The organism is Pseudoduganella sp. R-43 (assembly GCF_049913255.1).
Taxonomy (GTDB): Bacteria; Pseudomonadota; Gammaproteobacteria; order Burkholderiales; family Burkholderiaceae_D; genus Rugamonas.
The window spans coordinates 5918648-5944639 of the sequence record NZ_CP183988.1 but is presented as its reverse complement, the minus strand read 5'-3'; the positions used below and the strand labels follow the sequence as shown (position 1 = coordinate 5944639).

The window sequence follows — 25992 nt, the reverse complement described above, 5'->3', positions numbered from 1 at the left end:
TGCTAGCAACCTTGTTACACTTGGTACCGTAACAAGGGAGAGAGCATGTCTGCCGCCGAAAAAATCATAACAACGCTGTACCCCGGGCAGTCGGACGACCACAAGCGCCTGGCTGCGCTGCACCGCTACGGCGCCCTCGATGCGCCAGCGAGCGAAGATTTCACCTTCCTGACAGAGCTGGCCGCCAAGGCCTGCGACGTTCCGTATGCCTTCATCACGCTGGTCGATGGCGAACGCGCCGTCGTCAAGTCCTGCACCGGGCTGGCGCTGGGTTCCATGCCGCGCAGCCAGTGTTATTGCTCGCTGGCGGTGCTGGGCGAAGCGGCCACCGAGATCGGCGACCTGGGCCGGGATGCCCGCACGGCCGGCATGCCGCTGACCGTCGCTGCGCCGTTCATGCGCATGTACAGCAGCGTGCCGCTGACCACCAGGGATGGTTTCGCGATCGGCACCCTGTGTGTGATGGACACCAAACCAGGCTGCCTGTCGACCTCCCAACGCGACATGCTGCGCAAGCTGGCGCGCCAGGTCATGGCCCTGTTCGAACTGCACGCCAGCGAACGGGCGCTGAAAGCCTCGAAGGATGAGCTGGAGACCCTGGCTACCACCGATGAGCTGACCGGCTTGCATAACCGCCGCTCCCTGATGAGCCACCTGCGTTTTGAAGTGGCCCGCACGCGCCGCTTCCGCACGCCGCTGTCGGCCGTGATGGTGGACGTCGACCACTTCAAGAACGTCAACGATGAGTTCGGCCACCAGCTGGGCGACGAAGTGCTGGCCGCGATCGGCCGCCTGGTGCGCGAAAACGTGCGGGTGATCGATGTGGCCGGACGCTACGGCGGCGAAGAATTGTGTATCCTGTTGCCGAACACGCCGCCCGAAGGCGCGCGCAAGTTCGCAGAGACGTTGCGGTCGCGGATCGAGGCCCAGGTGCATGGCGCCGGGGCGCGCACGGTCGCGGTGACGGCCAGCCTTGGCGTCGGCTCCTTCAATCACATGGATATTGATGATGCCGAGATGCTGCTGAAGCAGGCTGACGCCGCGCTGTTCCGCGCCAAAGCCAGGGGCCGCAACCGTGTGGAAGGTTGAACAGGACAGGAGTTTGCATGCCGAAGGCAATTTGGAATGGCGCCGTGATTGCGGAAGCCGATAGCAGCGAAGTCGAGATCGTCGAGCACAACATCTATTTCCCGCCGTCGCGGGTCAGGAAGGACTATCTCCAGCCGAGCCAGCACACCACGCTGTGTCCATGGAAGGGCGTGGCCAGTTATTACAACGTGGTGGTGGATGGCAAGGTGAACGCCAACGCCGCCTGGTATTACCCGAGCCCGAAAGAAGCGGCCAACAACATCAAGGACCGGATCGCCTTCTGGCACGGCGTCGAAGTCCAGCATTAATTGTTGAAAGTCGGGGTCAGGTCTGGCAATCGGACACAGGCTCAGCCGCAAGCGGCTGAGCCTGTGTCCGATTGCCAGACCTGACCCCGACTTTCATTAAGCATGGATAACATTACTCATAGCGTAGTTGGCCTGGGCGTTGGCGAGCTGATTCAGCGCTCGCTGCCGCCGGAGGCCGATCCGGGGCGTCACAGGACGCGGCATCGCTTGCTGCTGACGGCTTGCGCCCTTGCCAGCAATTTTCCTGACCTCGACCTGGTTTATACCCGGCTGGCGCCGGCGCCATTGGGCTACCTGCTGCATCACCGCGGACATACGCATACCTTGCTGTACCTGCTGCCTCAGGCTTTGCTGCTGTTTGCCCTGTTATGGGTCTTGTGGCCGAATGCGCGGGCGTTGCTGCGTGAGAGCCGCGATGCGCGGCGTGGGCTGCTGATAACGCTGGCCGCGGGTTTCCTGCTGCACCTGGGGATGGACTTCATGAACAACTATGGGGTTCATCCGTTCTATCCTTTCAGCGGAACCTGGTACTTCGGCGATATGGTTTACATCATCGAGCCGGTGTTCTGGGGGGCGTTCGGGGTGCCGCTGGCGATGGCCGCACCTTCGCGGCGCATGCGTATTGTGCTGCTTTCCGTGCTGCCGGTGGTCCTGCTGTATGTGACGCTGCATGGCTACTTGGGCTGGGCGTCGTTCGCTGCGCTGGTCATGCTGGGTGGCGTGGTGGCTGTGCTGCGATTCATGCATATGCAAAGCAGGCGTGCGCTGCTACTGGCCCTTGGCATGGTGCTGGCATTTATCGGCGTCCAGGCGTCGGCCTCGTTCAAGGCGCGCCAGGCGGTGACGGCGGCACTGGTGTTGCAGGATCCTCAGTCCCGCGTGCTGGACGTTGCACTGACCGCTTTCCCGTCCCAGCCCCTGTGCTGGAGCTTTACCTCGATCGAGTCGGACGGGAAGATTTACCAGCTCCGGCGCGGGCATTTGAGCCTTGCGCCTTCCTTGCTGCCACCGCGTGAATGCCCGGCGGCACTGACGGCCGATGCGGTGCAGGAGATGGCCGTCACGGTACCCGGCGTGCTGGTGTCCGGATCATGGCAGGGCGATGTGGCTGGCTTGCGCGCGCGCGCCGCAGCCGATTGCCAATTGGCTGCCTGGCTGCGTTTCGCCCGCATGCCGGCGGTGGATGCGGCCCAGGCCAGCGACCTGCGCTTCTCCGCCTCGCCGCGTGGGAATTTCACTACTTTGATGCTGGCGGCGAAACCGGAATGCCCTTTCAGCGTGCCGGGATGGGGCATGCCGCGCGCTGATTTGCTGGGGAGCCCGCAATGAAGACCTACGATCCGCACCAGCGCTTCGGCCGGCCGGAAGGCGGTTGGCGCGAAAAGCTCTATGCAATAATTTTCGAGTCCGATACGCCTGCCGGCATGGCGTTCGACCTCGCGCTGATCGGCGCTATCCTGCTGAGCGTGACGACCGTGGTGCTGGCCAGTGTCGCCGAAGTGGCGCGCGACTACGGCGACTGGCTGTTTGCGGCAGAGTGGTTCTTTACCGTGCTGTTCACCATCGAATACGCCAGCCGCCTGCTGTGCGTGCGGCACCCGTTGCGCTACGCGCGCAGTTTCTTCGGCATGATCGACCTGCTGGCAGTATTGCCAAGTTATATGGCGCTGTTCGTGCCGGGCGCACATGTGCTGCTCAACGTGCGGATCCTGCGGCTGCTGCGCATGTTCCGTATTCTCAAGCTCACGCTGTACATCGAGGAATATGGGATGCTGGGCCGTGCCTTGCTGGCCAGCCGCCGCAAGATCCTGATCTTCCTGTCGGTGGTGTTCATGGTCGTCTTCTTGCTGGGGACCGTGATGTACGTGGTCGAAGGACCGGCACACGGCTTTACCAGCATTCCGACTGCCGTCTACTGGGCGATTTCGGCCGTGACCACCGTGGGCTTCGGCGACCTGGTGCCGAAGACGGACCTGGGCCGCGCCATTGCGTCGGTGATGATGCTGCTGGGGTGGGGCATTCTTGCCGTCCCGACGGGCATCATCAGCGCCGAAATCAGCCAGCAGCGCCGCTCAAGTCGCACTTGCGACGGCTGCCTGGCCGGAGACCATGAGCAGTCGGCGCGTTTCTGCAAGAGCTGCGGAACCAAACTCCCGGGAAGTTAGGCGGCCTGCTTGGCCGGCTGTTCGAAGTCGGTCGACAGGGCCAGGTCCTTCCATTGCGCCAGTTCCTTCTCTACCTGCTGGTGCTTGGCGTTGATGCGAACGATGGCATCGCTGCCCAACTGAAGGCGTAATGGCGGCTGCGTTGCATCGGCAAGCTTCAACAGGGCTTGCGACAGCTTGGAAGGATCGCCTGGCTGAGCGTGGTTTGCGCCCGCCGCGAAGGTGCGCATGGCGCCCACCGTATCCTTGTAGTCCTCGATGCGGCTTGCGGTCTCCACCAGCGAGGTGGCGTCGAGGAAATCAGTGCGGAAGAAGCCGGGTTCCACCACGGTGACGTGCACGCCCAGCGGAGCCAGTTCCTGCGCCATCGCTTCGCTCAGGCCTTCCACCGCGAACTTGGTGGAACCGTAGACGCCCCAGCCGTAGTACGCCTGGTAGCCGCCCAGAGAGGAAATATTGATCACATGGCCGCTGCGCTGCCGGCGCATGGCCGGCAGCACCGCGCGGCTCACGTTCAGCAGGCCGAAGACATTCGTTTCGTAATTGCGGCGCACCTCTTCCGCCGAGGTCTCCTCGACGGCGCCGAGGATGCCGTAGCCGGCGTTATTCACCAGCACGTCGATGCGGCCAAAACGCTCGATGGCGGCCTGGGTGGCAACTACGGCGGCTGCTTCCTTTGTCACATCGAGCTGCACTGGCAGCAGCTGGGGATGCGCGCCAAGGGCGTCGACAATCGCTTGCGGGTTGCGGGCGGCTGCTACCACGGAGTCGCCGCGCGCCAGTGCGTCGCGGGCAATCAGCAGGCCGAAGCCGCGGGAGGCGCCAGTGATGAACCAGACTTTGTTTGCCATGATCTTGCTCCTTCAAGAGTGGGTAGTTGGTGAAGGGCATATTAGGCTTCGGAGAGCTGCTACACTAGCCATAGTAAAGGTGATTGATCTTCAACTATTGGTTGTAAATGAATGGATAAGGCCCGCGTCATCACATTGTTCATCGGCGTCGTGCATGGCGGCAGCTTCAGCCAGGCGGCGGTCGATGCCGGCCTGTCGGCCCAGGCGGTCAGCAAGGCGATTCGCCAGCTGGAGGAATACCTCGGCGTGCGCCTGTTCCATCGCACGACACGCAGCCTGAGTCTTACGGACGAAGGCCAGCGCCTGTTCGAGCTGGCCAACCCGGGCCTGCGCTTGCTGGACGAGGCGCTGGACCACGTTCAGAACAGCCGCGAGGCGGTTGACGGCATGATCCGCGTCGCCGCACCTACCTCGCTGGGCACGGTGGTGCTGGCGCCGCTGCTGCGCGAATTCCAGGAGCTGTATCCGAGCGCGCATTTCGACATGCTGTTCGACGACCACTTCACCGACTTGACCGAGGCGAAGATCGACGTCGGCTTCAGGGCGGGGAATCCGCCGGAGCGCAACCTGGTTGCGCGCCAGCTGGGCAGGATTCCTTTGCATATCTGCGCTTCGCCCGGCTATATCGAGCGCCACGGCGCCCCGCGCACGGTGGAAGAATTGCTGCACCATCGGTGCACCGGTTTCCGCCAGCCGAACACGGGCCGCGTGATTCCGTGGGAACTCAAAGGGCAGGGCGGCACGGTGTACCAGGACGTGCCCTGCGTGGCGACGTTCAATACGGCGGAGGGCGAGGTCGAGGCGGTGCGCGCCGGGGTCGGCATCGGCCAGCTGGCGCTGTACATGGTGGAGCGCGACCTGGCGGAAGGGCGGCTGGTGCACCTGCTGCCGACCCATGTGACGGCAAATGCGGCCGTTTACATGTACTATCCGCAGCGCAGCCGCATGCCGATGCGCGTGCGGCACTTTATCGACTTCATGGTGAAACGCAAATGGACCGCCTTTACCTGATGACCGTCTACGTGGCTGTGGCCGAGGAGCAGGGCTTCGCGGCAGGTGCGCGCCGCCTCGGCATGTCGCCGCCTGCCGTTACGCGCGCGGTGGCGGCGCTGGAAGAAAGGCTGGGCGCCAGGCTGCTGGACCGCACCACGCGCCATGTGCGCGTGACGGAAGCCGGCCAGCGCTACCTGGATGATGCGCGCCGGATCATCGCGGAAGTCGACGAGGCCGACGATGCAGTTGCCGGCATCAACGCCGCGCCGCGCGGCCACCTTACAGTGACGGCGCCGGTGCTGTTTGGACGCATCTACGTGGTGCCGGGCATTGTCGATTACCTGCAGCGCTATCCGGCGATGGATATTTCCACTGTCTTCGTCGACCGCGTGACCAACTTGCTGGAAGAAGGCATCGATGTCGGCATCCGCATCGGCGAGCTGCCCGATTCGAGCATGCGCGCCATTCCGGTCGGGCAGGTGCGGCGCATGATCATCGCTTCGCCTTCCTATATAGAGAAGCATGGCGCGCCGAGCACGCCGCAGGAGCTGGAGCAGCACACCATTGTCGCCTCGTCCGGCTCCAGCGTGCCTCCGGACTGGCGCTTCCAGAATGGCGCCGGCACGCAATCGCTGCGCGTCAAGCCGCGCCTGGGCGTGAACAATAACGACTCTGCCATCGAAGCAGTGCGCAGCGGCTTCGGCATCGCGCGCCTGCTGTCCTACCAGGCGGCAGCCTTGCTCGATGCAGGCGAGCTGGTTGAGGTGCTGCAGGACTACGCGACGCCGGCGGTGCCTATCCATATCATCCACCGTGACAGCCGTCAGGGCTCGACCCGCATCCGCAGCTTCGTGGACCTGATGGCCGAACGCCTGCGCACCGATCCGAGGCTTCGCCCGGTGCGTTGACGGCGCTAAATTGGTGCGGTGCACAAACAAAGTGCTGGATTTCCACCGCCTTTCCCCCTGAAAGCGGGGTGGCACGGCGCTTGCAGTATCCCCATTATTTACAAACCGGGGATAGAGATGGATCGCACGTTCAGCCTTACCCGTCGTCGCCTGCTTGCTGCGGGCGCTGCGACAGCCTTATCGAATTACGCCTGGGCTGCAGGCTCCGACAAGCCTGAGAAAGAAGAAGTCAAAGTCGGCTTCATTCCATTGACCGATTGCGCCTCCGTCGTGATGGCTTCTGTGCTGGGCTTCGACAAGAAGTACGGCATCAGGATCGTCTTGAGCAAGGAGGCGTCCTGGCCCGCCGTGCGGGACAAGCTGGTGAACGGTGAACTCGACGCGGCCCATGTGCTGTATGGGCTGGTGTATGGCGTCCACCTGGGCGCTGGCGGTCCGAAGAAGGACATGGCCGTACTGATGAACCTCAATCACAACGGCCAGGCGATCACGCTGTCGAAGAAACTGTCCGACAAAGGCGCAGTCGATGGCGCTTCGTTGGCGAAGCTGATGCGCACCGACCAGCGCGAGTACACCTTCGCACAGACGTTCCCGACCGGCACCCATGCGATGTGGCTGTATTACTGGCTGGCGTCGTATGGCATCAACCCGATGACGGACGCCAAGGTCATTACGGTGCCGCCGCCGCAGATGGTCGCCAATATGCGGATCGGGAACATGGATGGCTTTTGCGTGGGCGAGCCATGGAACCACCGCGCGATTGTGGATGGCGTCGGCATCACGGCCACGACAACGCAGGACATCTGGCGTGACCATCCGGAGAAGGTGCTGGGTACTAGCGCGGAGTGGGTGAAGAAGTATCCCAATACTGCACGCGCACTCATCGCTGCGGTGCTGGATGCTGGACGCTGGATTGATGCGTCCCTGTCGAACAAGGTGAAGATGGCGGAAGCCATTGCCGACAAATCCTACGTCAACACGACGGTCGATGTGATTGGCCAGCGCATCATGGGCCGCTACCAGAATGGCCTGGGCAAAACCTGGGACGATCCGAACTACATGAAGTTCTTCAATGACGGCGCGGTGAATTTCCCATACCTCAGCGACGGCATGTGGTTCCTCACGCAACAGAAGCGCTGGGGCTTGCTGAAGGCGGAGCCGGATTACCTGGCAGTTGCCACGCAAATCAACCAGATCGATGTGTACAAGGACGGCGCGGCTATGGCGAAGGTGAGCGTACCAAAGTCGCCCCTGCGCAGCGTAAAGATGATCGACGGCACGACCTGGGACGGCAAGAATCCCAAGGCCTATGCTGATTCGTTCAAGATCAGAGCGTGAAGGGAGGCCTTATGAGTGCTATGTACGGAACGATAGACGGGGCCGGCGCGGGCACGCCTGGCACACACGGCGCACTGACCGCGCAGGACGCTGCGCGGGAAGCAGCTGCAGCTGCATTGGCCGCGGCTGGCGTGGGGCGGGCAATCGATATGAAGGTGGACGTTGCGCCGGCAGGACAGGCTGGGAAGGCGGGAGCATCAGTGCAACCGGCGCCCGCGGTGCCGGGAAGGCCAACGCGCCGCATGCGGCTGGCGGCGAAAGGCGTGCACCTGGCGCCGGAAGGTGGGCGGCTGCGGCCCTTTGTCATGAAAGTACTGCCGCCGCTGCTTGGCTTGTCGCTGCTGGTGCTGGCTTGGCAAATCCTGGCGGTACGCAACGCAGGCTTTCCCACTCCGCTGGAGACCTGGCATGAGGCGGTGAAGCTGTTCTCGGACCCGTTCTACCGCAAGGGTCCGAATGACCAGGGCATTGGCTGGAACATCCTGGCCTCGCTGCGCCGCGTCGCGCTGGGCTTCGGCCTGGCGGCGCTGGTGGGTATTCCGCTTGGCTTCCTGATCGGACGCTTCAGCTTTTTGTACGGCATGTTCAGCCCTTTAATCAGTTTGCTGAAGCCCGTATCGCCCTTGGCCTGGCTGCCGATTGGCCTGCTGGTGTTCAAGGCGGCCGATCCAGCCGCGATCTGGGCCATCTTCATTTGTTCGATCTGGCCCATGATCGTTAACACCGCCGTCGGCGTGCAGCGCGTGCCGCAGGATTACCTGAACGTGGCGCGTGTGCTGAACCTGTCCGAATGGAAGGTGGCGACCAGGATACTGCTGCCTTCCGTGCTGCCTTACATGCTGACCGGCGTGCGGCTCGCCATCGGCACGGCATGGCTGGTCATCGTCGCAGCCGAAATGCTGACGGGCGGCGTGGGCATCGGCTTCTGGGTGTGGGATGAGTGGAATAACCTGAACGTGCCGCACATCCTGATCGCCATCGGCGTGATCGGCGTGGTTGGCCTGTCGTTGGAACTGGCGCTGGTCGCGCTGGCCAAAGCTTTCAGCTATGAGGAGAAATGAGATGGCTTCGAAATTCATCGATATCAGCAAGGTCGACATGCGCTTTGGCCAGTTCCACGCGCTGAGCGACGTCAACCTGGTGGTCGAGCAGGGTGAGTTCATTACCCTGATCGGCCACTCGGGCTGCGGCAAGTCGACGCTGCTCAACCTGGTCGCGGGCCTGAACCGTCCCACCAGTGGCGTGCTGGTTTGCAGCGGGCGCGAGATCGCCGGGCCGGGGCCGGAACGCGCGGTCGTGTTCCAGAACCATTCGCTGCTGCCCTGGCTGACTTGTTTCGAGAACATTTACCTCGCAGTGGAGCGGGTGTTCGGCGGCAAGGAGACGCGCGCGCAACTGGATGAACGCAGCTGGCAGGCGCTGGAACTGGTGGGACTGGCGGCCGCTGGCGGCAAGCGGCCCAATGAAATTTCAGGTGGAATGAAGCAGCGCGTCGGCATCGCCCGCGCACTGTCGATGGAACCGAAGGTGCTGCTGATGGACGAACCGTTCGGCGCCCTCGATGCGCTGACACGCGCCCACCTGCAAGACGAATTGATGCGCATCGTCGCCGCGACGGGGGCCACCGTGGTGATGGTGACGCACGATGTGGATGAAGCCGTGCTGCTGTCCGATCGCATTGTCATGATGACAAATGGCCCGGCCGCCACCATCGGCGGCGTCGTCAAAGTACGGCTGGAACGCCCGCGCGACAGACTATCCCTGGCGCAAGATCCGCTGTATCTTGACTATCGGACAAGCGTGCTGGAGTTCCTCTACCAACGACAAGGACACCCGGCACAACGTTTTGCTGCATAGCAATGTGCAAAAGTGTGGCAGCGGGGCGACTCTGCTGCTACATTGGTGGTCTATACAAACGGAGACACTTGATGAGTACCGAAGTACAGCAGCACGAAGTTAACAAAGAAGCAAAGCGGGAAGACAAGCCGAACCGCCACGAACTGGTGCGCCAGCAGATGAACCACACCGGTCTTCGTACCGGTATCGCAGCCGGCCTGCTGGCCCTGGTGGGCCTGAGCGCATGGCTGCTCGCCTGATCAAATGACCCGCAGTTCGTCCAGCGGCCAGCGCGGACGGACATTGAAGGAATAGTCCCGCTGCGCCGCCTGCGGATTGATCTGCAGGCGCATGGCGCCGGCGAAGGCAATCATTGCGCCGTTATCGGTGCAGAACTCCAGTTCCGGGTAGTAGACCTTGAAGTGCTTCTTCCTTGCCGCCGCGTTCAGCGACGCGCGCAGTTGCGCATTCGCGCCCACGCCACCGGCGATCACCAGGCGTTTCAGGCCCGTCTGCTTCAGCGCGGACAGGCATTTGACTGTCAGCACGTCCACGATCGCATCCACGAAACCGCGCGCGATATTCGCCTTGTCCTGCTCGCAGACGTTGGCAGCGCCGCCGTTGTTGTTCACCACCGTCAGCACGGCTGTTTTCAGGCCGGAGAAGGAGAACATCAAATCCTTCGAGTGCAGTATGGGGCGCGGCAGCTTGTAGGCTTCCGGGTCGCCGAATTCGGCCATGCGCGAAATGGCGGGGCCGCCAGGGTAGCCCAGGCCAAGCAGCTTGGCCGATTTATCGAAGGCCTCGCCCGCCGCGTCATCCAGTGTTTCGCCCAGCAGTTCGTACTGGCCGACGCCGTCCACGCGCATCAGCTGCGTATGGCCGCCCGATACCAGCAGCGCCACGAAAGGGAACTCCGGCGGCTCGCTGGCCAGCAGCGGCGACAGCAGGTGGCCTTCCAGATGGTGCACGCCCAGCACCGGCTTATCCAGCGCCATGCCCAGCGAGCAGGCAATCGCCGAACCGACCAGCAGGGCGCCTGCCAGGCCGGGACCCTGGGTGTAGGCGATGGCATCGATCTCGCCGGCTTGCAGGCCGGCTTTGCCCAGCGCCTGTTCCAGCAGCGGAATCGCGCGGCGGATATGGTCGCGCGAGGCCAGTTCCGGCACCACGCCGCCGTATTCCTCATGCATCGCCACCTGCGAGTGCAGGGCGTGCGAGAGCAGGCCGCGCTGCGTGTCATACAGGGCCAGGCCAGTTTCGTCACAGGAGGATTCAACGCCGAGAACGATCATTGGAATGCACAAAAGGGTAAAGGGCAATCCGCCATTGTAATGGAAAGCCCGCTTGCATTGATTGGTATACGTGTATACAATTTATCGCATGAAGACACCTCCGCCCCGTGCTCAAGGCGGCCCGGCCATCCTGGCGGCCCTGCGCGACGACATCGGCAGCGGCAAGCTGGCGCCCGGCGCCGTGCTGCGCCAGGCCGAACTGGCCGAACAATTCGGCACCAGCCGCATTCCCGTGCGCGAAGCGCTCAATTCCCTGCAGGCGGAAGGCCTGGTGCAGATCGAGCCGAACCGCGGCGCTTATGTCACCACGCTTGGCGCGGACGAGCTGCATGAACTGTTCGACCTGCGCGTGCTGCTGGAGACGGATGTGCTGCGGCGTGCAGTGCCCTTGCATACGGAGCGCAGCCTGCGCCGCCTGGAAGCCATCCAGCATGAACTGGATGGCGAAACGGCGCCGCTGGAATGGCTGCGGCTTGACCGCGCGTTCCACGACGAGCTTTATGCGCCGGGCAGGCGACTGCGCAGCCAGCAAATGGTGGCCAGCCTGCGCGCATCGGTCGAGCGTTTCTACCTGGCGCAGCTGGGGCCTGAGGCGCGCCGGTCCGGCTGGAACGATGAGCACCAGCGACTGATCGCGCTGGTGCGGGCGGGTGACCCGGATGGCGCTTGCGCCATGCTGGCGCAGCACCTGCGCGAAACCGAAAAGCTTGCAGTTTCTACCCTTGGGAGCCTGATATGAGCATTCATACCGCGGAAGTTGCCTGGCATCGCCACGATGCCAAGTTCACCGATAACCGTTACAGCCGGCTGCATAAGTGGACCTTCGACGGCGGTACGGTGGTGCCGGGATCGTCGTCGCCGCACGTGGTCCGGGTGCCGTTGTCCGATCCTTCGGCGGTGGATCCGGAGGAGGCGTATGTAGCTTCGCTATCGAGCTGCCATATGCTGTGGTTCCTTAGCCTGGCGGCGCGTGACGGCTATGTGGTCGACAGCTATGTCGATGCGGCGGAAGGGAAGATGGAGGACGGCTGGATCAGCGTGGTGACGCTGAAGCCGATGGTCGCCTTCTCGGGCGAGAAGGCGCCGACGGATGCGGAGCTGGAGCGGCTGCACCATGAAGCGCATGGAGAGTGCTTCCTGGCGCGCTCGGTGAAGTCCGCGATTCGCGTTGAGGGAAGCTGGCGCTTTTAAAACCGGTAATTCAGTGTCGGCCGCAGGTGGGGTGTCTGACCCTGTGGGTCAGACACCGGTTTACCGGTTCAAGGGCGGGCGCGCAGTTCGCGGTCCGCTTCCTTCAGCATATGGACCGTGGTATCCCAATCGATGCAGGCATCGGTCACCGAGCAGCCGTATTTCAGCTCGGACAGGTCGGCCGGGATCTTCTGGTTGCCCGCCACAATGTTCGACTCGATCATCACGCCGGTAATCGACTGGTTGCCGTGCACGATCTGGTTGACCACGTCGGTCATCACCAGCGGCTGCAGTTCCGGCTTCTTGTACGAGTTGGCGTGCGAGCAGTCGATCACGATATTGGCCGGCAGCTTGGCCTTCTGCAGCGATTGTTCCGCAATCGCCACCGACACGGAATCATAGTTAGGCCGGCCGTCGCCCCCGCGCAGCACCACGTGGCCATGCGGATTGCCCCGCGTGCGCACGACAGACACATTCCCCTGGCTGTTGATGCCCAGGAAGGCGTGCGGATTCGCCGCCGACAGGATCGCGTTGATCGCGATGCCGATGTCGCCGTCCGTGCCGTTCTTGAAGCCCACAGGCGTCGACAGGCCCGACGACATTTCGCGGTGGGTCTGCGATTCGGTGGTGCGGGCGCCGATGGCGGTCCAGGCGATCAGGTCGCCCAGGTACTGCGGCGAGATCGGGTCCAGCGCCTCGGTGGCGGTCGGCAGGCCCAGTTCGCATACGTCCAGCAGGAACTGGCGCGCCTTTTCCATGCCGACGTCGACGCGGAACGAATCGTCCATATACGGATCGTTGATATAGCCCTTCCATCCCGTGGTGGTGCGCGGCTTTTCGAAATACACGCGCATCACCAGCAGCATGGTGTCCTTGACTTCTTCCTGCAGCGCTTTCAGGCGGCGCGCATAGTCCAGGCCCGCGACCGGGTCATGGATGGAGCAAGGGCCCACCACGACGAACAGGCGCTTGTCCTTGCGCTCCAGGATGGCGCGCAGGTCGGCGCGGCCCTTGGTGACGGTCTCGGAAGCCTTGTCGGTCAGCGGCAGTTTCGCATGCAGCTCCTCTGGGGTAGGCATGGATGCGAACGAGGTAACGTTAATGTTTTCAAGGTTTTGGGCAATCATGATCAGTCTGCTTTTCAACGTGTTTTTTCTTGGGGGATCTAACAGTGTAGCCGAAATGCCGTAAACTGGCAGAATGACGACTAAACAACCTTTCCAGGCCGCTCCCTACATCAAGGAGATCGGCCGGGGCGCGAAGGGCGCCCGCAGCATGGACCGCGAGCAGGCACGCGAATTGTGGGGCGCGATTCTCGATGGCCGCGTATCGGACCTTGAGCTGGGCGGCATCCTGCTGTCAATGCGGATCAAGGGTGAATCGGTGGAGGAGCTGGAAGGCTTCCTGGAAGCGTCCGAAGCCTCGTTTGAAAAACTGCGCGCGCCGGCCGGCGAATTCGCGCCTGTGGTGATCCCGAGTTATAACGGCGCCCGCAAGATGGCGAACCTGACCGCGTTGCTGGCGCTGCTGCTGGCGCGCGAGGGCGTCCCGGTGCTGGTGCATGGCGTGGCGCACGACGTTGGGCGCGTCGCCACGGCGGAAGTATTCGAAGCACTGGGCGTGCATGCTTCGCCCGATCATGCAGCGGCGGAGGCGGCGCTGGAGGATGGGCGCGTGGCCTTCATCACCATCGACGCATTGGCGCCGCGCTTGGCGTGGATGCTGTCGCTGCGCCGCATCCTCGGCGTGCGCAACTCGACCCATACGCTGGTGAAGATCATGCAGCCGTTTGCCGGGCCTGCACTGCGGCTGGTGTCCTACACCCACCCGGAATACCTGGAGTCGCTGGGCGAATTCTTCACCCTGAACAAAGGCCACGCCTTCCTGATGCGCGGCACGGAAGGCGAGACCGTCGCCAACGCCAACAAGGCGCAGAAGATCGACTGGTTCCACGGCGGCGAACGCACCGTGCTGGTTGAAAAGCAGACGCTGGTCGAAAAGCTGCCCGAGCTGCCGGAGGATAAAAGCGCAGAGTCGACCGCTGCCTGGATCCAGGCCGTGCTGCGCGGTGAAATCCCCGTGCCGGATTCGATTATCCAGCAGGTGGGCCACTGCAAAGATGTCGCCCGCTCGCTCGCTGCCGGCGCCGCCCTCCTGTAAAATGGTGGGTTTGGTCTCAGGGCAGGGCGGCAGGAAATGGCAAATCAGTACGATGTAGCGGTAATCGGCGCAGGCGCGGCGGGCATGATGTGCGCGGCGACGGCCGGCAAGCGCGGCAAACGCGTTGTGCTGCTCGATCACGCCGAGAAACTGGCGGAGAAGATCCGCATCTCTGGCGGCGGTCGTTGCAACTTCACCAATATTAACGCCGGCCCTGCCAACTTCCTCTCCGAGAATCCGCACTTCGCCAAGAGCGCGCTGTCGCGCTTCACGCCGCATGATTTCCTGACGATGGTGAAGAAGCACCGCATCGGCTTCCACGAAAAGCATAAAGGGCAACTGTTCTGCGACGACTCCGCCGAGCAGATCATCGACATGCTGCGCAACGAGTGCGCCGATGGTGGCGTGCATTGGCGCATGCCGAGCAAGGTGCAGGCCGTGGCGCAGAATGGCGCCGGCTTCGTGCTGCAGACAGACGAAGGCGAGATCCATGCTGGCGCTGTCGTGGTGGCGACCGGCGGCCTGTCGATCCCGAAGATTGGTGCGACCGACTTCGGCTATCGCGTGGCCAAGCATTTTGGGCTCAAGCTGGTAGACCCGCGTCCCGCCCTGGTGCCGCTGACTTTCGACGCCGAGGAATGGGCGCCGTTTGTGCCGCTGGCCGGCGTCTCGCTGGAAGTGGACGTGGAAACCGGCTCGCTGAAAGGCCGCAACCCGACCGGCGCCCGCTTCCGCGAAGACCTGCTGTTCACCCACCGCGGCCTGAGCGGTCCGGCCATCCTGCAGATTTCCTCGTTCTGGCAGCCTGGCACCCCGATCACGATCAACCTGTTACCGGAAATGGACCTGGCCCAGACCCTGATCGAAGGAAAGGGTACGCTGAAGAAGCAGCTTGGCAACCTGCTATCGCAATGGCTGCCGGCGCGCTTGGCGGAGGGCTTGCTGCAAGTGCACGGCCTGGACCCCGAAGCGCGCATTGCCGACATGAAAGACGACACGCTGCGCAAGCTGGGCCGCGCGGTCAACCAGTGGACCATCACCCCCAATGGCTCGGAAGGCTACCGCAAGGCCGAGGTCACGCGCGGCGGCGTGGACACCCGCGAACTGTCCCAGCAATCGATGGAATGCAAGAACGTGCCCGGCCTGTACTTCATTGGTGAAACAGTCGACGTGACCGGTTGGTTGGGCGGCTACAACTTCCAATGGGCCTGGGCATCCGGAGTGGCTGCTGGCCTCGCGATCTGATATTATTCCACTTCCGGCAACGCATTTTCCGCCGGATTCATGATGTTAGCTGGGCTGAAATATTGCCCGCGAAAGACGTCGATATCCCCTTCGGAACCGCCTGAGTGGCCGGTTTGGCGTCTATTGTCTCTTCCATTTTTGAGCAAAACCTGCTAATATCGCTGTCTTTCCTGAACCCTAACGGTTTGAATTTTTACATGACTACTATCCGCCTTAAAGAAAACGAGCCGTTCGAAGTCGCAATGCGTCGCTTCAAGCGCACCATCGAAAAGACCGGTCTGCTGACCGAACTGCGCGCACGCGAGTTCTACGAAAAGCCAACCGCAGAGCGCAAGCGCAAGCTGGCAGCTGCCGTGAAGCGTCACTACAAGCGCATCCGCAGCCAGCAACTGCCTAAGAAGCTGTACTAATTCAGCTCTCGTCGGCATTCTTGCAGGCGCACTGATCGCCACGGATGCCCACGCCAGAGTTTCAACCCGCTCCGGTCTAAGCCGCAGCGGGTTTTCCTTTTTCCACGCACACTTTTGAGGTAGCTATGAGCCTGAAAGCCCAGATTACTGATGACATGAAATCCGCCATGCGCGCCAAGGAAGCCGGCAAGCTGGCCACCATCCGCCTGATCCTGGCCGAGATCAAGCGCAAGGAAGTGGACGAACAGATCGAAGTCAACGACGCCCAGACCGTGGCCATCGTTGAAAAGATGATCAAGCAGCGCAAGGATTCCATCACCCAGTTCGAAGCCGGCGGCCGTACCGACCTGGCTGACATCGAAAAGGCCGAGCTGGCCGTGCTGGTGGCCTACATGCCTGCCGGCCTGTCCGATGAAGAAATTGCCGCTGAAGTGAAAGCAGCCGTAGCCGAGTCCGGCGCCGCCGGTCCCCAGGACATGGGCAAAGTCATGGCCATCGTCAAGCCAAAGCTGGCCGGCCGCGCCGACATGACCGTAGTGTCCGCACTGGTCAAAAAGGCCCTGACCCCCGCATAATCTACAGCCGAGTTCGTGTCACACCATGGGGTCACACCCCAAGTGTGACACGGCCTCGGCCATGACTCGGTTGAGGCCGTGTCACTCTCGGGGTGTGACCCCATGGTGTGACACGGGCTGAGCCATATCGTGGGCCGCGTGTGTTGATTTGGATCAAATGCCCATCGCGCGCGGCGGTATAGTCTGATTTATAACAAATACCGTTCAGCCTCGTGATTCCACAGTCATTTATTGCCGACCTGCTGAACCGCGTCGATATCGTCGATGTGGTGGGGCGCTACGTCCAGTTGAAAAAGGGCGGCGCCAATTACCAGGGCTTGTGCCCGTTCCATAGCGAAAAATCTCCGAGCTTTACCGTCAGCCCGACCAAGCAGTTCTACCATTGCTTTGGCTGCGGCGCCCATGGCACAGCCATCGGCTTCCTGATCGAGTACTCGGGCATGGGTTTCGTCGATGCCGTCAAGGATCTGGCCCAGAACGTCGGCATGGTAGTGCCTGAGCAGGATGACAAGATCCCGCCCGCCCAGCGTGCTGCCCAGCAGCAGCAATCCATGGCGCTGTCCGATGCCATGTCCAAGGCTAACGAGTTCTACCGGGCCCAGCTGCGCCTTGCGCCGCAGGCGATTGGCTACCTGAAAGGCCGTGGCCTGACCGGGGAAATCGCGGCCCGCTTTGCGCTCGGCTATTCGCCTAGCGGCTGGGACAGTCTGAAAGCCGTTTTCCCGGATTACGAAAACCCGGTCCTGGTGGAAGCCGGCCTGATCATCCAGAACGTGGATGAGGACGGCAAGCGCACCAAGCGCTATGACCGTTTCCGCGAGCGGGTAATGTTCCCTATTCGCAATACCAAGGGCCAGGTGATCGCTTTCGGCGGCCGCATCATGGACCAGGGCGAACCCAAGTACTTGAATTCTCCCGAAACGCCTTTATTTTCAAAGGGCTCGGAGCTGTATGGCTTGTTCGAAGCGCGCCAGGCGATCCGCGATGCGGGTTATGTACTGGTGACGGAAGGCTATATGGATGTGGTGGCGCTGGCCCAGATGGGCTTTCCCCAGGCGGTTGCGACGCTGGGAACCGCCTGCACCACGACCCACGTCCAGAAGTTGTTGCGTCAAACCGACAACGTGATCTTCAGTTTCGATGGCGACAAGGCCGGCCGCCGCGCTGCACGGCGTGCGCTGGAAGCCTGTCTGCCGCACGTGTCGGATGACAAGACGATCAAGTTCCTGTTCCTTCCGGCTGAGCACGACCCGGACAGCTATATCCGCGAATATGGCGCCCACGCGTTCGAACAGCAGGTACACGAAGCCATGCCGCTGTCCCAGTTCCTGCTGCGCGAGGCGGCGGGCGAGCATGATTTAACATCGCCTGAAGGCCGGGCGCGCGTCCAGTTCGACGCCAAGCCGCTGTTGCAGGCCATGCCGCCGACCTCGCTGCGCCTGCAGATCGTGCGCGGCCTGGCGACCATGACGCAGAGCACGCCGGGCGAGATTGAGCAGCTGTTTGAGCTGGCCAAGCCGGTGGCTGCCAGCAAGGTTGCACCGCCGCGTAGCCGCCGCGAGCAGCCTGTTGGGCTGGAACTGAAGCTGATCCGCGTGGTGCTGACGCACCCGACGCTAGCGCTGGAACTGGACGACGAGGCGCTGCTGGCTTTCAGCCACTTCGGCCAGGAAGCCGCCGAGCGACTGGTCTGGCTGATGGTGCAGGCCCAATCGCTGGGAGAGCAGGGCAGTTTCGCTGCGTTCTGCCAGTTGGTGAAAGAAACGGGCAGCGATTATGATGCGCTCATCGGCGAGATTGCCGCTGCGCCGGAGCCGGATATCGAAGGCGAGCGCTTGTGGCTGCTGGCCACGGTGCGCCACCTGAAGATGGATGCATTAAAACAGGAGCTGGACCAGCTATTTTCGGCAGGTTTGTCTTCTGAGGAGATTGGTGTACGCTACCGCGAAATTACCGCCAAGCAAGATCAATTGCGGAAGGAAGCTGAAGCTGATTTAAGTCCGAGGTAATTGCCTGCACGCACGCAAACCTTCCCGTCTGGTAATTGTAAAGTGGCGTGCTATAATAAAATGCTAAATATTGCAATATTTAGCGGGTCTGTTTTTTCGTTTGTTTTCAGTAAGTTACAGTAGTAGTTGTTGCGGTTTGTAGTGGACTTAACTATTCCCGAAAGCGCCTGTGCCAGCAAAGAAACCTGAAACCAAAGCGGCTGAAAAGCCTCGCAAAGTGACCGCCAAGCCTGCGACGAAGTCGGCTGATAAGCCGGCTACTCGCGTCACCAAGGCACCGCCGGTGGTTAGTCAGACAACGGACGCAGCCGCCCTGGCTGCCATCGATACTTCCGGATATGTGCTGCCAACCGTCAAGGTGCCGGGACGCCGTGGCCGCAAGCCGAAGGAATTCACGCCGGAAAACGACGAGGTTGCAGCACTGAACGCTGTTGAGCGTGCCGAGATGAAGGCTGCGGACAAGGCGAAAGCCAAGGACCGCAAGGCCAAGGAAAAGGCATTGCTGAAGGACGCGTTCTCGTCCGACACCGAGGCAACGGAAGAGGAACTCGAACGCCGCCGCCAGAAGCTCAAGACGCTGATCAAGTTCGGCAAGGAGCGCGGCTTCCTCACGTACGCTGAAATCAACGACCACTTGCCGGAAAATATCGTCGATCCGGAAGCGATCGAAGGTATTATCGGCACCTTCAACGACATGGGCATCGCCGTGTACGAACACGCGCCTGATGCCGAGACCCTGCTGCTGTCCGATAATGTCGCCACTGTGACCAGCGACGACGAAGCCGAGGCTGCAGCGGAAGCCGCGCTGTCCACCGTCGACTCCGACTTCGGCCGCACCACCGACCCGGTCCGCATGTACATGCGCGAAATGGGTTCGGTCGAGCTGCTGACCCGCGAAGGCGAGATCGAAATCGCCAAGCGTATCGAAGACGGCCTGCGCGACATGATCCAGGCGATTTCCGCCTGCCCGGTGACGATCGCCGAAATCCTCGCCACGTCCGAACGCATCCGCATCGATGAGATCAAGATCGACGAAATCGTCGATGGCCTGGTGGATGAGGAAGGCGAAGCCGCCGCCGCGGCACCAGCCGCTTCCGACGAGGAAGACGAGGAAGAGGACGAGGAAGAAGAGGACGAAGAAGAAGAGGAAGAAGCAGCCAGCCCAGGCGGCGCGGCAGCCGGCTACACCGCCGAGCAGCTGGAAGCCATGAAGCAGGCCTCCCTCGAGAAATTCGACAATATCGCCAACCAGTTCGAGCGCATGCGCAAGGCCTTCGAGAAGGATGGCTACAACTCGAAAGCCTACCTGAAGGCGCAGGAGTCGATTTCCGCCGAGCTGCTGGGCATCCGCTTCACCGCCAAAGTGGTGGAGAAGCTGTGCGACACCCTGCGCGGCCAGGTCGATGAAGTGCGCCATATCGAGAAGCAGATCCTCGACGTGGCAGTGAACAAGTGCGGCATGCCGCGCGCCCACTTCATCAAGGTCTTCCCGGGCAATGAAACCAACCTGGAATGGGTGGATGGCGAAGTCGCTGCAGGCCACGCTTACAGCGCGATCCTGGGCCGCAACATCCCGACCATCAAGGAACTGCAGCAGCGCCTGATCGACCTGCAAGCGCGCGTCGTGCTGCCGCTGCCGGACCTGCGCAACATCAACCGCCAGATGGCGGCCGGTGAAATGAAGGCGCGCAAGGCCAAGCGTGAAATGACCGAGGCCAACCTGCGCCTGGTGATCTCGATCGCGAAGAAGTACACCAACCGCGGACTGCAATTCCTGGACCTGATCCAGGAGGGCAATATCGGCCTGATGAAGGCGGTCGACAAGTTCGAATACCGCCGCGGCTACAAGTTCTCCACGTACGCTACGTGGTGGATCCGCCAGGCGATCACGCGTTCCATCGCCGACCAGGCGCGTACCATCCGTATTCCGGTGCACATGATCGAAACGATCAACAAGATGAACCGGATCTCGCGCCAGATCCTGCAGGAAACCGGCGCCGAGCCGGATCCGGCGACCCTGGCCATCAAGATGGAAATGCCGGAGGATAAGATCCGCAAGATCATGAAGATCGCGAAAGAGCCGATCTCGATGGAAACGCCGATCGGTGACGACGACGATTCCCATCTGGGCGACTTCATCGAGGACAACAACACGCTGGCGCCTTCGGACGCAGCGCTGCATGCCTCGATGCGCGGTGTCGTGAAGGACGTGCTGGATTCGCTGACCCCGCGCGAAGCCAAGGTGCTGCGCATGCGTTTCGGTATCGAAATGTCCACCGACCACACGCTGGAAGAGGTCGGCAAACAGTTCGACGTGACCCGTGAGCGTATCCGCCAGATCGAAGCCAAGGCACTGCGCAAGCTGCGCCACCCATCGCGCTCCGATAAGCTGAAGAGCTTCCTGGAAGGTAACTAAGACTTGACGGATAGGGCCACCGGCCCTATCCTGCCGGGTTCCCAGGGCCCTTAGCTCATGCTTGGTTAGAGCAGAGGACTCATAATCCTTTGGTGCGCGGTTCGACTCCGCGAGGGCCTACCAATTCGCTTTATGCTTGGAAAACAAGCCCTGACGAGAAATCGCCGGGGCTTTTTCCTATTGGAATTATCGCCTTAGCCAGACGAACAAGGCGAGATGCGTGAAGTTGTCATTGCCAGACATGGGCGGCCAGCGGCCAAGCTGGTTGATTTGGCAATCGCGCACTGTTGTGTCGCCTATCGTGCACAGAAGATGATTGCTATTATGGTAATCTTTCTTTCATGCACTTATCCCTGCCGTCCAAACTCATCCTGCTAACGTTTTGCCTCCTGCTTTCTGCCTGCGGCCGCACGCCCGAAGGACCCTATGCCGAGTGGCTTGAAAACGATGAAACAGTGGAGTCCGTCAGCCAGGAACTGCCTTTGACGATCTTGCATATCAATCGGGAGCCTACGGATTGGCTGCGAATATTCTCGAATCAGGAGCGTTACGATCGCGTGCTGTACAAGCGCAAAGTTGTCATCGAAAAGGGCGATCCGGCCCGCTTGTGGCAAGGCCTTGGGCAGCCGGCAGTCATAGTGCATCAATATGCCAATATTTCGGATGACCAAAGCCCACTTTTCCTCGTTTACGAACGCAATAAGAAGGCTGTCGTCGAACATATCGATATGGGTACTTACATCAAGGAAATCGGCGAACCCATCGGTCCTGGCTTGCGCTTTTTCGAGAACGAAGACTCGCAGTACGGGGGAGCCCTTCTCAAGGCCTTTCCGATTGAGAAGACGCTTCTGCCCAAAGGGCCTGACTGGCCTTCGATCAAGGAGCCGGCTGGTATTGCTCCAGATCGCAAGGCTTTTGCCTATGTGGACTCGTTAGCGGAGCCTTCGGTGGTGCTGGTGGTTGACGCTGAGGGCAATTTTGGCGAACCGATTCCTGTGCCGGCCATCCCTGCTTTTCCCCAAGGCCTACGGACGAGCAGCCGAATCGTACAGATCCTTCCGTGGTTCGATGCCCGGTTCAAATGGCATAAGACAACTGCCGGCAAATGGGACCTGACAAGGATCGCTACCTCGGAACATGTTCTCAGCGCCACGGATGCTCTCGAAGAGTTGTTTCTCGACGCCAGCAAGGGTTACCTGAACTGCTTCGGCAGCGCTAGCGTTGCCTGCCTTGGCGGATGGCGCAGGTCCTGGCGTATTGAGGAGCATGAAATCTGCCAATGCGCCAAGGCATACGTCTATCTGCCTTTGCAGCCGGTACGGGCATTTGGTGCAAACGTGAACAGGCTCTGGTACGGAATCACCGGTAATGGTTCCGCCTACCATTTGATTCTCGATGCGCCGCCAGAACAGGTCGCGGGCGAACTTCGCAAGCGGCTCAAGGCCCGCCGACTGGAAATTGCTGACGCCGGAGAGAATTCACACGAGAGCGTCGAAGCCAACCGATTTGTAACGCCAACCGTAACCGTGCGCGTCGAAGCGTTTGAACAGGGAACCCTGATCCGCACTATCGCGCGCTATCCAGCAAACCAATAAGACTTATCATGCATATCATCAGATTCTTTGGAGCCGCCCTGGCTGGTCTTGTATTCACCAATGCCATGGCCGCATCCCTTCCATTCAGCGCCAAGAAGTTCACGCCCTATCACGTAGGCTTTGCTGCCGACAATACGCGCGCTTGCCTGGCAGGCGGCCGTTTTGATCCGGAGTCGATGCAAAGCACTGGCGATTTGCTGCTGCTTGACCTGAAGCGCGATATCTTGGTCGCGCAGGCGCATATTCCTGTGCCGGACGATTACGCCTCGCTGTATCCAGTGCAATGCGCGATCGTTGGCGACACTGTCTACCTGCTGGCGAACGTGAATACGCAGCTCCCGCGCTCGCTGAACCAGGGCATCGTCTACCTGTATCAGTTCAACATGCAAGGCAAGCAGCTTGGCAAGAAGCGGCTCGTTATCGAGGGGCGAAACAGTTATGGCCATGCCTTGGGCGTGTCCGCAAATGGCGTGCAGGTCGCTGGCTATATCATGGACGAGGATGATACTTCCGAGTTTTACTCCTTCTTTACGCTCGCGCTGGACCGGCGCCTGAACGAGGTGAAGCTGAATGTCCGGAAATCCGGGGCCTTCGTGAGTGGTGCCAAAGCGCGCTTCGTAGGCGACAACCTGCAGGTTGCCGGTTCGTTCTTTCCTGCGAAACTGGCGAAGGACGGTTTGGCCAGCGACTATGCAAATTCGCGTGTGATGGCGAATGGCGGTTATGCCTGGAGCATGCGTCCGTTCAAAAAGGCTCCACGCCATGTGGAGGCCGGCATTTCGCAGCAAGGCGCGATTTATTCGCTGGCGTACAGTGAAACCGAGTCCACGCTGGCCGTGACCAGCGCAGAGGGCAAGCAGCTTTTCCTGAGCAGCTATCCAAGCAAATTCTGCGAAACGAGTTCGCTTAGCGACTATGGCGCGGACGTGCTGGCGTTGCGCAAACCTTGCGATGAAAAGCGCAAGGCGGCGGAATTGACGCTCATTTCGCCTGCCAACGGCAAAGAAAGTCCATTGCAGCTGGCGCCAGGTGAGCCGGTCTTCGCGGATACCAATTCGGGCCAATGGTTCGTTATCTCCAAGGATGCCGCCGGTAAGCTGGCCTGGTATTCGGGATCGATAGGTGGTGATACGCGCTTCACCCAGACCGTGGCGGGCGTAGAGCATTCCTTGAGCCTGGGCCGGATCAACATCGACAAGAAAGGGGCGCGCGCTTTCGATTACGTTTATGAGCAGCGTGCAGGCGAGTGCCGCTTCAACATGAACGGGCACGCGGTCCAGGTGGATGTTTTCAATCCAGAAGACGAGAATGGCAAGGAGCTGCCGCAGATCGTCATGTACGAAAGCGATGGCGTCTCCCTTACGCTGCCGCTCGATGGTTCGCCGCGAAATATTTCCGTCGACGGCACATTGACGCCCGAGCAGGCCAAGCGTAGTTGCGGAAAGAACGGCGGCAAGCTGTCGTTGATCTTTAACGCAGCGGGAGCTCGCCGGTAATCGCCAAGTGTTGACGCAGCCGATTCACGCTCAAGTTTGACGCTCAAGTTTGACGCTCAATCAAACGCTGCGCGGATTTCGCGCCCGGCTTGTTGTGGCGCTTGCAGGTGGGGGTAGTGCCCAAGTCTGGGCAGGACGGTGAAGGGCTTGCCTGATTTGGCGGCGAATTCCTCGCCCATCTTCTTGTCGATGTAGATGTCTTTCTCGCCCCATACCACCTGGAGCGGCGTCTTCAGGCGTCCCAGGTTGGCTTCGAAATATTGCTGGTCGCGGGTGAAGCGCAAGTAGTAATGGTAGAAGGCGTCGCCGGTGCTCATGCTGCCTTGCGTCCAGCCGGCCAGCATGTCTTGCTTGAAGTCCTCGGCCAGGTTGAATTGCTCATTGGCTTCCAGGCCGCGACGGAAGGCGTTTTCGACGATGTCGTCGCGGTTCTGGTTGATCGCGTTGCGGGTTGCTTCGGCGGTTTGCGGCGCTTTCAGGCTGCGCAAGCGGTCGGACATGTATTCCGGCCGGTCGAACGGTGCAAAGTCGCCGACGATGATTTTCTTCGCGATTTCCGGTTGCTCCAGCGCGAGCAGCAACGGAGGCAGGGCGCCGACGTCGGTGGCGTAGATGACGAGCTTCGATTTGTCGATACCTGCCTTGTCGATATAGGACTTTACGACCTGGGCATAGTCGCGCGGCGCATAGCCGAACTTGTCGGCGGAGGGGCGGGAAGAATGACCGTAGCCCGGCCAGTCGAAGGCGTGGACCTCATAGTCGCGGCCGAGATCCTGCGCGAGCTCGCGCCAGGTCAACATCGTTTCCGGGAAGCCGTGCAGGAACAGGACAGTGCCCTTGGCGGCGGGATTCTTGACGACCATGCGGCGCAAGGTGATATCGGAGCTGATCTTTACGTAGCCGATTTCCTGTGCGGCGGCACCGGTCAATGCCAGGGTACTCGCGGCTGCGGCTGCGGCGATTGATTTCTTGAGCGCGGACATATTGGTGATCCTTGGTGGAGAGTTCGAGATGTCTCCAATATAGGTTCCGCTGCTTATGACGTAAATGTCGTATTTCCCTCCTTTTAGGACATGCGTGCGATGCGGCGCAATGTTTGCGGCGGCTGGCCGAAGACGCGCAGGAAGGCCCGCCGCATGCGTTCCGTATCAATGAAGCCGGTTTTTGCGGCGATTTCCTCGATGGTGTGGCGGCTTTGCTCGATCATCAGGCGCGCAGCTTCCAGCCGTAGCTGCTCGACCGCCTTGGCTGGGGACTGGCCGGTTTCAGTCGTGAAGGCGCGGCTGAATTGGCGTGGGCTAAGGTGGGCGACGCCGGCCAACTCAGGTACCGATAGCCCGGATTCGAGGTTGTTGCGCGCATATTCGAGCACGTGCTGGATGCGGTCGGACTTGGCGCCCAGGTCCAACAGTACCGAATGCTGGGATTGACCACCGGCGCGGCGATGGTGGACCACGAGTTTTTTCGCCACGGATGCCGAGAGTTCGGCGCCGTAATCAGCTTCGATCAGGCCGAGCGCAAGGTCGATGCCGGTGCTCATGCCGGCGGAAGTCCAGATCGGGCCATCGTTGATGAAGATGCGGTCCGCGTCGACTTTCGCGGCGGGAAATTGCTGCTGCAGTGCACGGGCGAACAGCCAATGCGTTGTCACGTGCCGGCCGTCGATCAGTCCCGCTTCGCCAAGCAGGAAGGTGCCGGTGCAGACGGATGCGGTACGGCGGGCTATCCGGGAGGCGGAGCGCAGGCGCTCAAGCGTTTGCGTGTCGGTTGGGGCGGGGGCGACGAGGCCGCAAACGATCAGGGTGTCCAGCCGGCGCCTGGCAAGCGGCAGCGTTTCCACGGTCACGCCAAAGGAGTTGACGACAGGGCCGCCGAGCGCCGAGAAGAAACCAATGTCGTACAGGCGCTCGCGCGCTGTGGTGTTGGCAAGTTCGAAGGCGGAGGACGCCGCCAGGCCCATGATCTGGAAACCAGGCGGCAGCAGGAAGCCGATTTTCAACACAATAGCGCCTGTGGCATGAAAGGAGGTATTCCCATCATACGCGCCACGAGCGGCGGATGTTGGCCAGCAATGTTATCCTCGTCAGTCGCGCTGCACTTCGTGAGCGTATT

At 61.4% G+C, this 25992-nt stretch carries 26 protein-coding genes and 1 tRNA gene; 21 read left to right on the top strand and 6 right to left on the bottom strand.

From position 1 onward, the window contains the following. The first annotated feature begins 45 nt into the window (after window positions 1-45). The 4 genes from ACN9M3_RS27100 to ACN9M3_RS27085 all read left to right on the top strand — a co-directional run bounded on the left by ACN9M3_RS27100 (window position 46) and on the right by ACN9M3_RS27085 (window position 3562). Window positions 46-1089 carry a GGDEF domain-containing protein gene (locus tag ACN9M3_RS27100; protein ID WP_426319203.1) on the top strand — a complete coding sequence of 348 codons (1044 nt, stop codon included), beginning with the start codon at window positions 46-48 and terminating at the stop codon, window positions 1087-1089. Window positions 1090-1106: 17 nt separating this feature from the next. Beyond that, window positions 1107-1397: a DUF427 domain-containing protein gene (locus ACN9M3_RS27095; protein ID WP_426319202.1), complete on the top strand. Its 291-nt coding sequence runs from the start codon at window positions 1107-1109 to the stop codon at window positions 1395-1397. 102 nt (window positions 1398-1499) lie between these two features. Continuing rightward, a complete protein-coding gene (locus tag ACN9M3_RS27090; RefSeq protein WP_426319201.1) occupies window positions 1500-2726 on the top strand; it encodes a metal-dependent hydrolase in 1227 nt (408 codons plus the stop codon). After that, window positions 2723-3562, top strand: coding sequence for an ion transporter (locus ACN9M3_RS27085; protein WP_426319200.1), 840 nt, complete (start codon window positions 2723-2725; stop codon window positions 3560-3562). Before ACN9M3_RS27090 ends, ACN9M3_RS27085 begins: the two co-directional genes overlap by 4 nt. Here the strand turns inward: ACN9M3_RS27085 and ACN9M3_RS27080 are convergent. Then, entirely contained in the window at window positions 3559-4413 is an 855-nt protein-coding gene (locus ACN9M3_RS27080; RefSeq protein ID WP_426319199.1) for an oxidoreductase, read from the bottom strand. The genes ACN9M3_RS27085 and ACN9M3_RS27080 overlap by 4 nt on opposite strands. Window positions 4414-4524: 111 nt before the next feature. Between ACN9M3_RS27080 and ACN9M3_RS27075 the strand changes: the two genes are divergently transcribed. The 6 genes from ACN9M3_RS27075 (at window position 4525) to ACN9M3_RS27050 (ending at window position 9748) form a co-directional block, all read left to right on the top strand. After that, the gene (locus ACN9M3_RS27075) at window positions 4525-5424 is read left to right on the top strand and encodes a LysR family transcriptional regulator (RefSeq protein ID WP_426319198.1); all 900 of its coding nucleotides are present in this window, start codon (window positions 4525-4527) and stop codon (window positions 5422-5424) included. Beyond that, window positions 5406-6314 carry a LysR family transcriptional regulator gene (locus tag ACN9M3_RS27070; RefSeq protein WP_426319197.1) on the top strand — a complete coding sequence of 303 codons (909 nt, stop codon included), beginning with the start codon at window positions 5406-5408 and terminating at the stop codon, window positions 6312-6314. Before ACN9M3_RS27075 ends, ACN9M3_RS27070 begins: the two co-directional genes overlap by 19 nt. 117 nt (window positions 6315-6431) lie before the next feature. After that, window positions 6432-7652, top strand: a complete 1221-nt coding sequence (locus ACN9M3_RS27065) for a CmpA/NrtA family ABC transporter substrate-binding protein (RefSeq protein ID WP_426319196.1) — start codon at window positions 6432-6434, stop codon at window positions 7650-7652. Between the two features lie 242 nt (window positions 7653-7894). Then, window positions 7895-8713, top strand: coding sequence for a nitrate ABC transporter permease (gene ntrB / locus ACN9M3_RS27060; protein ID WP_426172309.1), 819 nt, complete (start codon window positions 7895-7897; stop codon window positions 8711-8713). A 1-nt stretch (window position 8714) separates the two neighbouring features. After that, window positions 8715-9509, top strand: a complete 795-nt coding sequence (locus ACN9M3_RS27055; RefSeq protein ID WP_426164650.1) for an ABC transporter ATP-binding protein — start codon at window positions 8715-8717, stop codon at window positions 9507-9509. Window positions 9510-9580: 71 nt separating this feature from the next. Continuing rightward, window positions 9581-9748: a hypothetical protein gene (locus tag ACN9M3_RS27050; RefSeq protein ID WP_426319195.1), complete on the top strand. Its 168-nt coding sequence runs from the start codon at window positions 9581-9583 to the stop codon at window positions 9746-9748. Here the strand turns inward: ACN9M3_RS27050 and tsaD are convergent, their stop codons facing one another. Beyond that, the gene (gene tsaD / locus ACN9M3_RS27045) at window positions 9749-10783 is read right to left on the bottom strand and encodes a tRNA (adenosine(37)-N6)-threonylcarbamoyltransferase complex transferase subunit TsaD (RefSeq protein ID WP_426319194.1); all 1035 of its coding nucleotides are present in this window, start codon (window positions 10781-10783) and stop codon (window positions 9749-9751) included. 88 nt (window positions 10784-10871) lie between these two features. Here tsaD and ACN9M3_RS27040 point away from each other — a divergent pair, with 88 nt between their 5' ends. Continuing rightward, the gene (locus ACN9M3_RS27040) at window positions 10872-11522 is read left to right on the top strand and encodes a GntR family transcriptional regulator (protein ID WP_426319193.1); all 651 of its coding nucleotides are present in this window, start codon (window positions 10872-10874) and stop codon (window positions 11520-11522) included. Continuing rightward, the gene (locus tag ACN9M3_RS27035; RefSeq protein ID WP_426319192.1) at window positions 11519-11974 is read left to right on the top strand and encodes an OsmC family protein; all 456 of its coding nucleotides are present in this window, start codon (window positions 11519-11521) and stop codon (window positions 11972-11974) included. The genes ACN9M3_RS27040 and ACN9M3_RS27035 overlap by 4 nt, the downstream gene beginning before the upstream one ends. Window positions 11975-12042: 68 nt before the next feature. Here the strand turns inward: ACN9M3_RS27035 and ACN9M3_RS27030 are convergent, their stop codons facing one another. Beyond that, the gene (locus ACN9M3_RS27030; protein WP_426164640.1) at window positions 12043-13101 is read right to left on the bottom strand and encodes a 3-deoxy-7-phosphoheptulonate synthase; all 1059 of its coding nucleotides are present in this window, start codon (window positions 13099-13101) and stop codon (window positions 12043-12045) included. A 73-nt stretch (window positions 13102-13174) separates the two neighbouring features. Here ACN9M3_RS27030 and ybiB point away from each other — a divergent pair, with 73 nt between their 5' ends. The 8 genes from ybiB to ACN9M3_RS26990 all read left to right on the top strand — a co-directional run bounded on the left by ybiB (window position 13175) and on the right by ACN9M3_RS26990 (window position 22384). Beyond that, window positions 13175-14134, top strand: a complete 960-nt coding sequence (ybiB, locus tag ACN9M3_RS27025; RefSeq protein ID WP_426319191.1) for a DNA-binding protein YbiB — start codon at window positions 13175-13177, stop codon at window positions 14132-14134. 36 nt (window positions 14135-14170) lie between these two features. Then, window positions 14171-15379, top strand: a complete 1209-nt coding sequence (locus ACN9M3_RS27020) for an NAD(P)/FAD-dependent oxidoreductase (RefSeq protein WP_426319190.1) — start codon at window positions 14171-14173, stop codon at window positions 15377-15379. 197 nt (window positions 15380-15576) lie between these two features. Continuing rightward, entirely contained in the window at window positions 15577-15789 is a 213-nt protein-coding gene (gene rpsU / locus ACN9M3_RS27015; RefSeq protein ID WP_005665410.1) for a 30S ribosomal protein S21, read from the top strand. A 125-nt stretch (window positions 15790-15914) separates the two neighbouring features. Beyond that, window positions 15915-16364: a GatB/YqeY domain-containing protein gene (locus ACN9M3_RS27010; RefSeq protein ID WP_426319189.1), complete on the top strand. Its 450-nt coding sequence runs from the start codon at window positions 15915-15917 to the stop codon at window positions 16362-16364. A gap of 212 nt (window positions 16365-16576) precedes the next feature. Then, window positions 16577-18373, top strand: a complete 1797-nt coding sequence (dnaG, locus tag ACN9M3_RS27005) for a DNA primase (RefSeq protein WP_426319188.1) — start codon at window positions 16577-16579, stop codon at window positions 18371-18373. Window positions 18374-18542: 169 nt separating this feature from the next. Then, window positions 18543-20789, top strand: coding sequence for an RNA polymerase sigma factor RpoD (rpoD, locus tag ACN9M3_RS27000; RefSeq protein WP_426164628.1), 2247 nt, complete (start codon window positions 18543-18545; stop codon window positions 20787-20789). Window positions 20790-20833: 44 nt separating this feature from the next. Then, window positions 20834-20912: transfer RNA gene (locus ACN9M3_RS26995), tRNA-Ile, on the top strand. Window positions 20913-21130: 218 nt separating this feature from the next. After that, window positions 21131-22384 (top strand): hypothetical protein, encoded by a 1254-nt coding sequence (locus ACN9M3_RS26990; protein ID WP_426319187.1) that lies wholly within the window; start codon window positions 21131-21133, stop codon window positions 22382-22384. Here the strand turns inward: ACN9M3_RS26990 and ACN9M3_RS26985 are convergent. Further along, a complete protein-coding gene (locus ACN9M3_RS26985; RefSeq protein ID WP_426319186.1) occupies window positions 22366-22626 on the bottom strand; it encodes a hypothetical protein in 261 nt (86 codons plus the stop codon). The two genes, ACN9M3_RS26990 and ACN9M3_RS26985, sit on opposite strands and share 19 nt — an antisense overlap. Between ACN9M3_RS26985 and ACN9M3_RS26980 the strand changes: the two genes are divergently transcribed. Then, on the top strand, window positions 22609-23880 hold the full coding sequence (locus tag ACN9M3_RS26980) for a hypothetical protein (RefSeq protein ID WP_426319185.1): 1272 nt from the start codon (window positions 22609-22611) through the stop codon (window positions 23878-23880). The genes ACN9M3_RS26985 and ACN9M3_RS26980 overlap by 18 nt on opposite strands. A gap of 56 nt (window positions 23881-23936) precedes the next feature. Here the strand turns inward: ACN9M3_RS26980 and ACN9M3_RS26975 are convergent, their stop codons facing one another. Both ACN9M3_RS26975 and ACN9M3_RS26970 read right to left on the bottom strand, forming a co-directional pair. Next, window positions 23937-24863 (bottom strand): alpha/beta fold hydrolase, encoded by a 927-nt coding sequence (locus tag ACN9M3_RS26975; protein WP_426319184.1) that lies wholly within the window; start codon window positions 24861-24863, stop codon window positions 23937-23939. An 83-nt stretch (window positions 24864-24946) separates the two neighbouring features. Continuing rightward, window positions 24947-25882 (bottom strand): GlxA family transcriptional regulator, encoded by a 936-nt coding sequence (locus ACN9M3_RS26970; protein WP_426319183.1) that lies wholly within the window; start codon window positions 25880-25882, stop codon window positions 24947-24949. Window positions 25883-25992 lie beyond the last annotated feature (110 nt).

Excerpts from the sequence above, each read along its gene's own strand:
- ACN9M3_RS27100 (WP_426319203.1), top strand. The coding sequence starts at position 46 with ATGTCTGCCGCCGAAAAAATCATAACAACGCTGTACCCCGGGCAGTCG.
- rpsU (WP_005665410.1), top strand. The coding sequence starts at position 15,577 with ATGACTACTATCCGCCTTAAAGAAAACGAGCCGTTCGAAGTCGCAATG.
- ACN9M3_RS27070 (WP_426319197.1), top strand. The coding sequence starts at position 5,406 with ATGGACCGCCTTTACCTGATGACCGTCTACGTGGCTGTGGCCGAGGAG.
- ybiB (WP_426319191.1), top strand. The coding sequence starts at position 13,175 with ATGACGACTAAACAACCTTTCCAGGCCGCTCCCTACATCAAGGAGATC.
- ACN9M3_RS27055 (WP_426164650.1), top strand. The coding sequence starts at position 8,715 with ATGGCTTCGAAATTCATCGATATCAGCAAGGTCGACATGCGCTTTGGC.
- ACN9M3_RS27030 (WP_426164640.1), bottom strand. The coding sequence starts at position 13,101 with ATGATTGCCCAAAACCTTGAAAACATTAACGTTACCTCGTTCGCATCC.
- ACN9M3_RS26975 (WP_426319184.1), bottom strand. The coding sequence starts at position 24,863 with ATGTCCGCGCTCAAGAAATCAATCGCCGCAGCCGCAGCCGCGAGTACC.
- ACN9M3_RS26985 (WP_426319186.1), bottom strand. The coding sequence starts at position 22,626 with ATGCGCCTGCGCGACCAAGATATCGCGCTTCAGGTCAAGCAGCAGCAA.
- ACN9M3_RS27095 (WP_426319202.1), top strand. The coding sequence starts at position 1,107 with ATGCCGAAGGCAATTTGGAATGGCGCCGTGATTGCGGAAGCCGATAGC.
- ACN9M3_RS27065 (WP_426319196.1), top strand. The coding sequence starts at position 6,432 with ATGGATCGCACGTTCAGCCTTACCCGTCGTCGCCTGCTTGCTGCGGGC.
- ACN9M3_RS27090 (WP_426319201.1), top strand. The coding sequence starts at position 1,500 with ATGGATAACATTACTCATAGCGTAGTTGGCCTGGGCGTTGGCGAGCTG.
- ACN9M3_RS27020 (WP_426319190.1), top strand. The coding sequence starts at position 14,171 with ATGGCAAATCAGTACGATGTAGCGGTAATCGGCGCAGGCGCGGCGGGC.
- ACN9M3_RS27075 (WP_426319198.1), top strand. The coding sequence starts at position 4,525 with ATGGATAAGGCCCGCGTCATCACATTGTTCATCGGCGTCGTGCATGGC.
- ACN9M3_RS27010 (WP_426319189.1), top strand. The coding sequence starts at position 15,915 with ATGAGCCTGAAAGCCCAGATTACTGATGACATGAAATCCGCCATGCGC.
- ACN9M3_RS27085 (WP_426319200.1), top strand. The coding sequence starts at position 2,723 with ATGAAGACCTACGATCCGCACCAGCGCTTCGGCCGGCCGGAAGGCGGT.
- ACN9M3_RS27050 (WP_426319195.1), top strand. The coding sequence starts at position 9,581 with ATGAGTACCGAAGTACAGCAGCACGAAGTTAACAAAGAAGCAAAGCGG.
- ACN9M3_RS27080 (WP_426319199.1), bottom strand. The coding sequence starts at position 4,413 with ATGGCAAACAAAGTCTGGTTCATCACTGGCGCCTCCCGCGGCTTCGGC.
- ntrB (WP_426172309.1), top strand. The coding sequence starts at position 7,895 with ATGCGGCTGGCGGCGAAAGGCGTGCACCTGGCGCCGGAAGGTGGGCGG.
- ACN9M3_RS27035 (WP_426319192.1), top strand. The coding sequence starts at position 11,519 with ATGAGCATTCATACCGCGGAAGTTGCCTGGCATCGCCACGATGCCAAG.
- ACN9M3_RS27040 (WP_426319193.1), top strand. The coding sequence starts at position 10,872 with ATGAAGACACCTCCGCCCCGTGCTCAAGGCGGCCCGGCCATCCTGGCG.
- ACN9M3_RS26990 (WP_426319187.1), top strand. The coding sequence starts at position 21,131 with ATGCACTTATCCCTGCCGTCCAAACTCATCCTGCTAACGTTTTGCCTC.
- tsaD (WP_426319194.1), bottom strand. The coding sequence starts at position 10,783 with ATGATCGTTCTCGGCGTTGAATCCTCCTGTGACGAAACTGGCCTGGCC.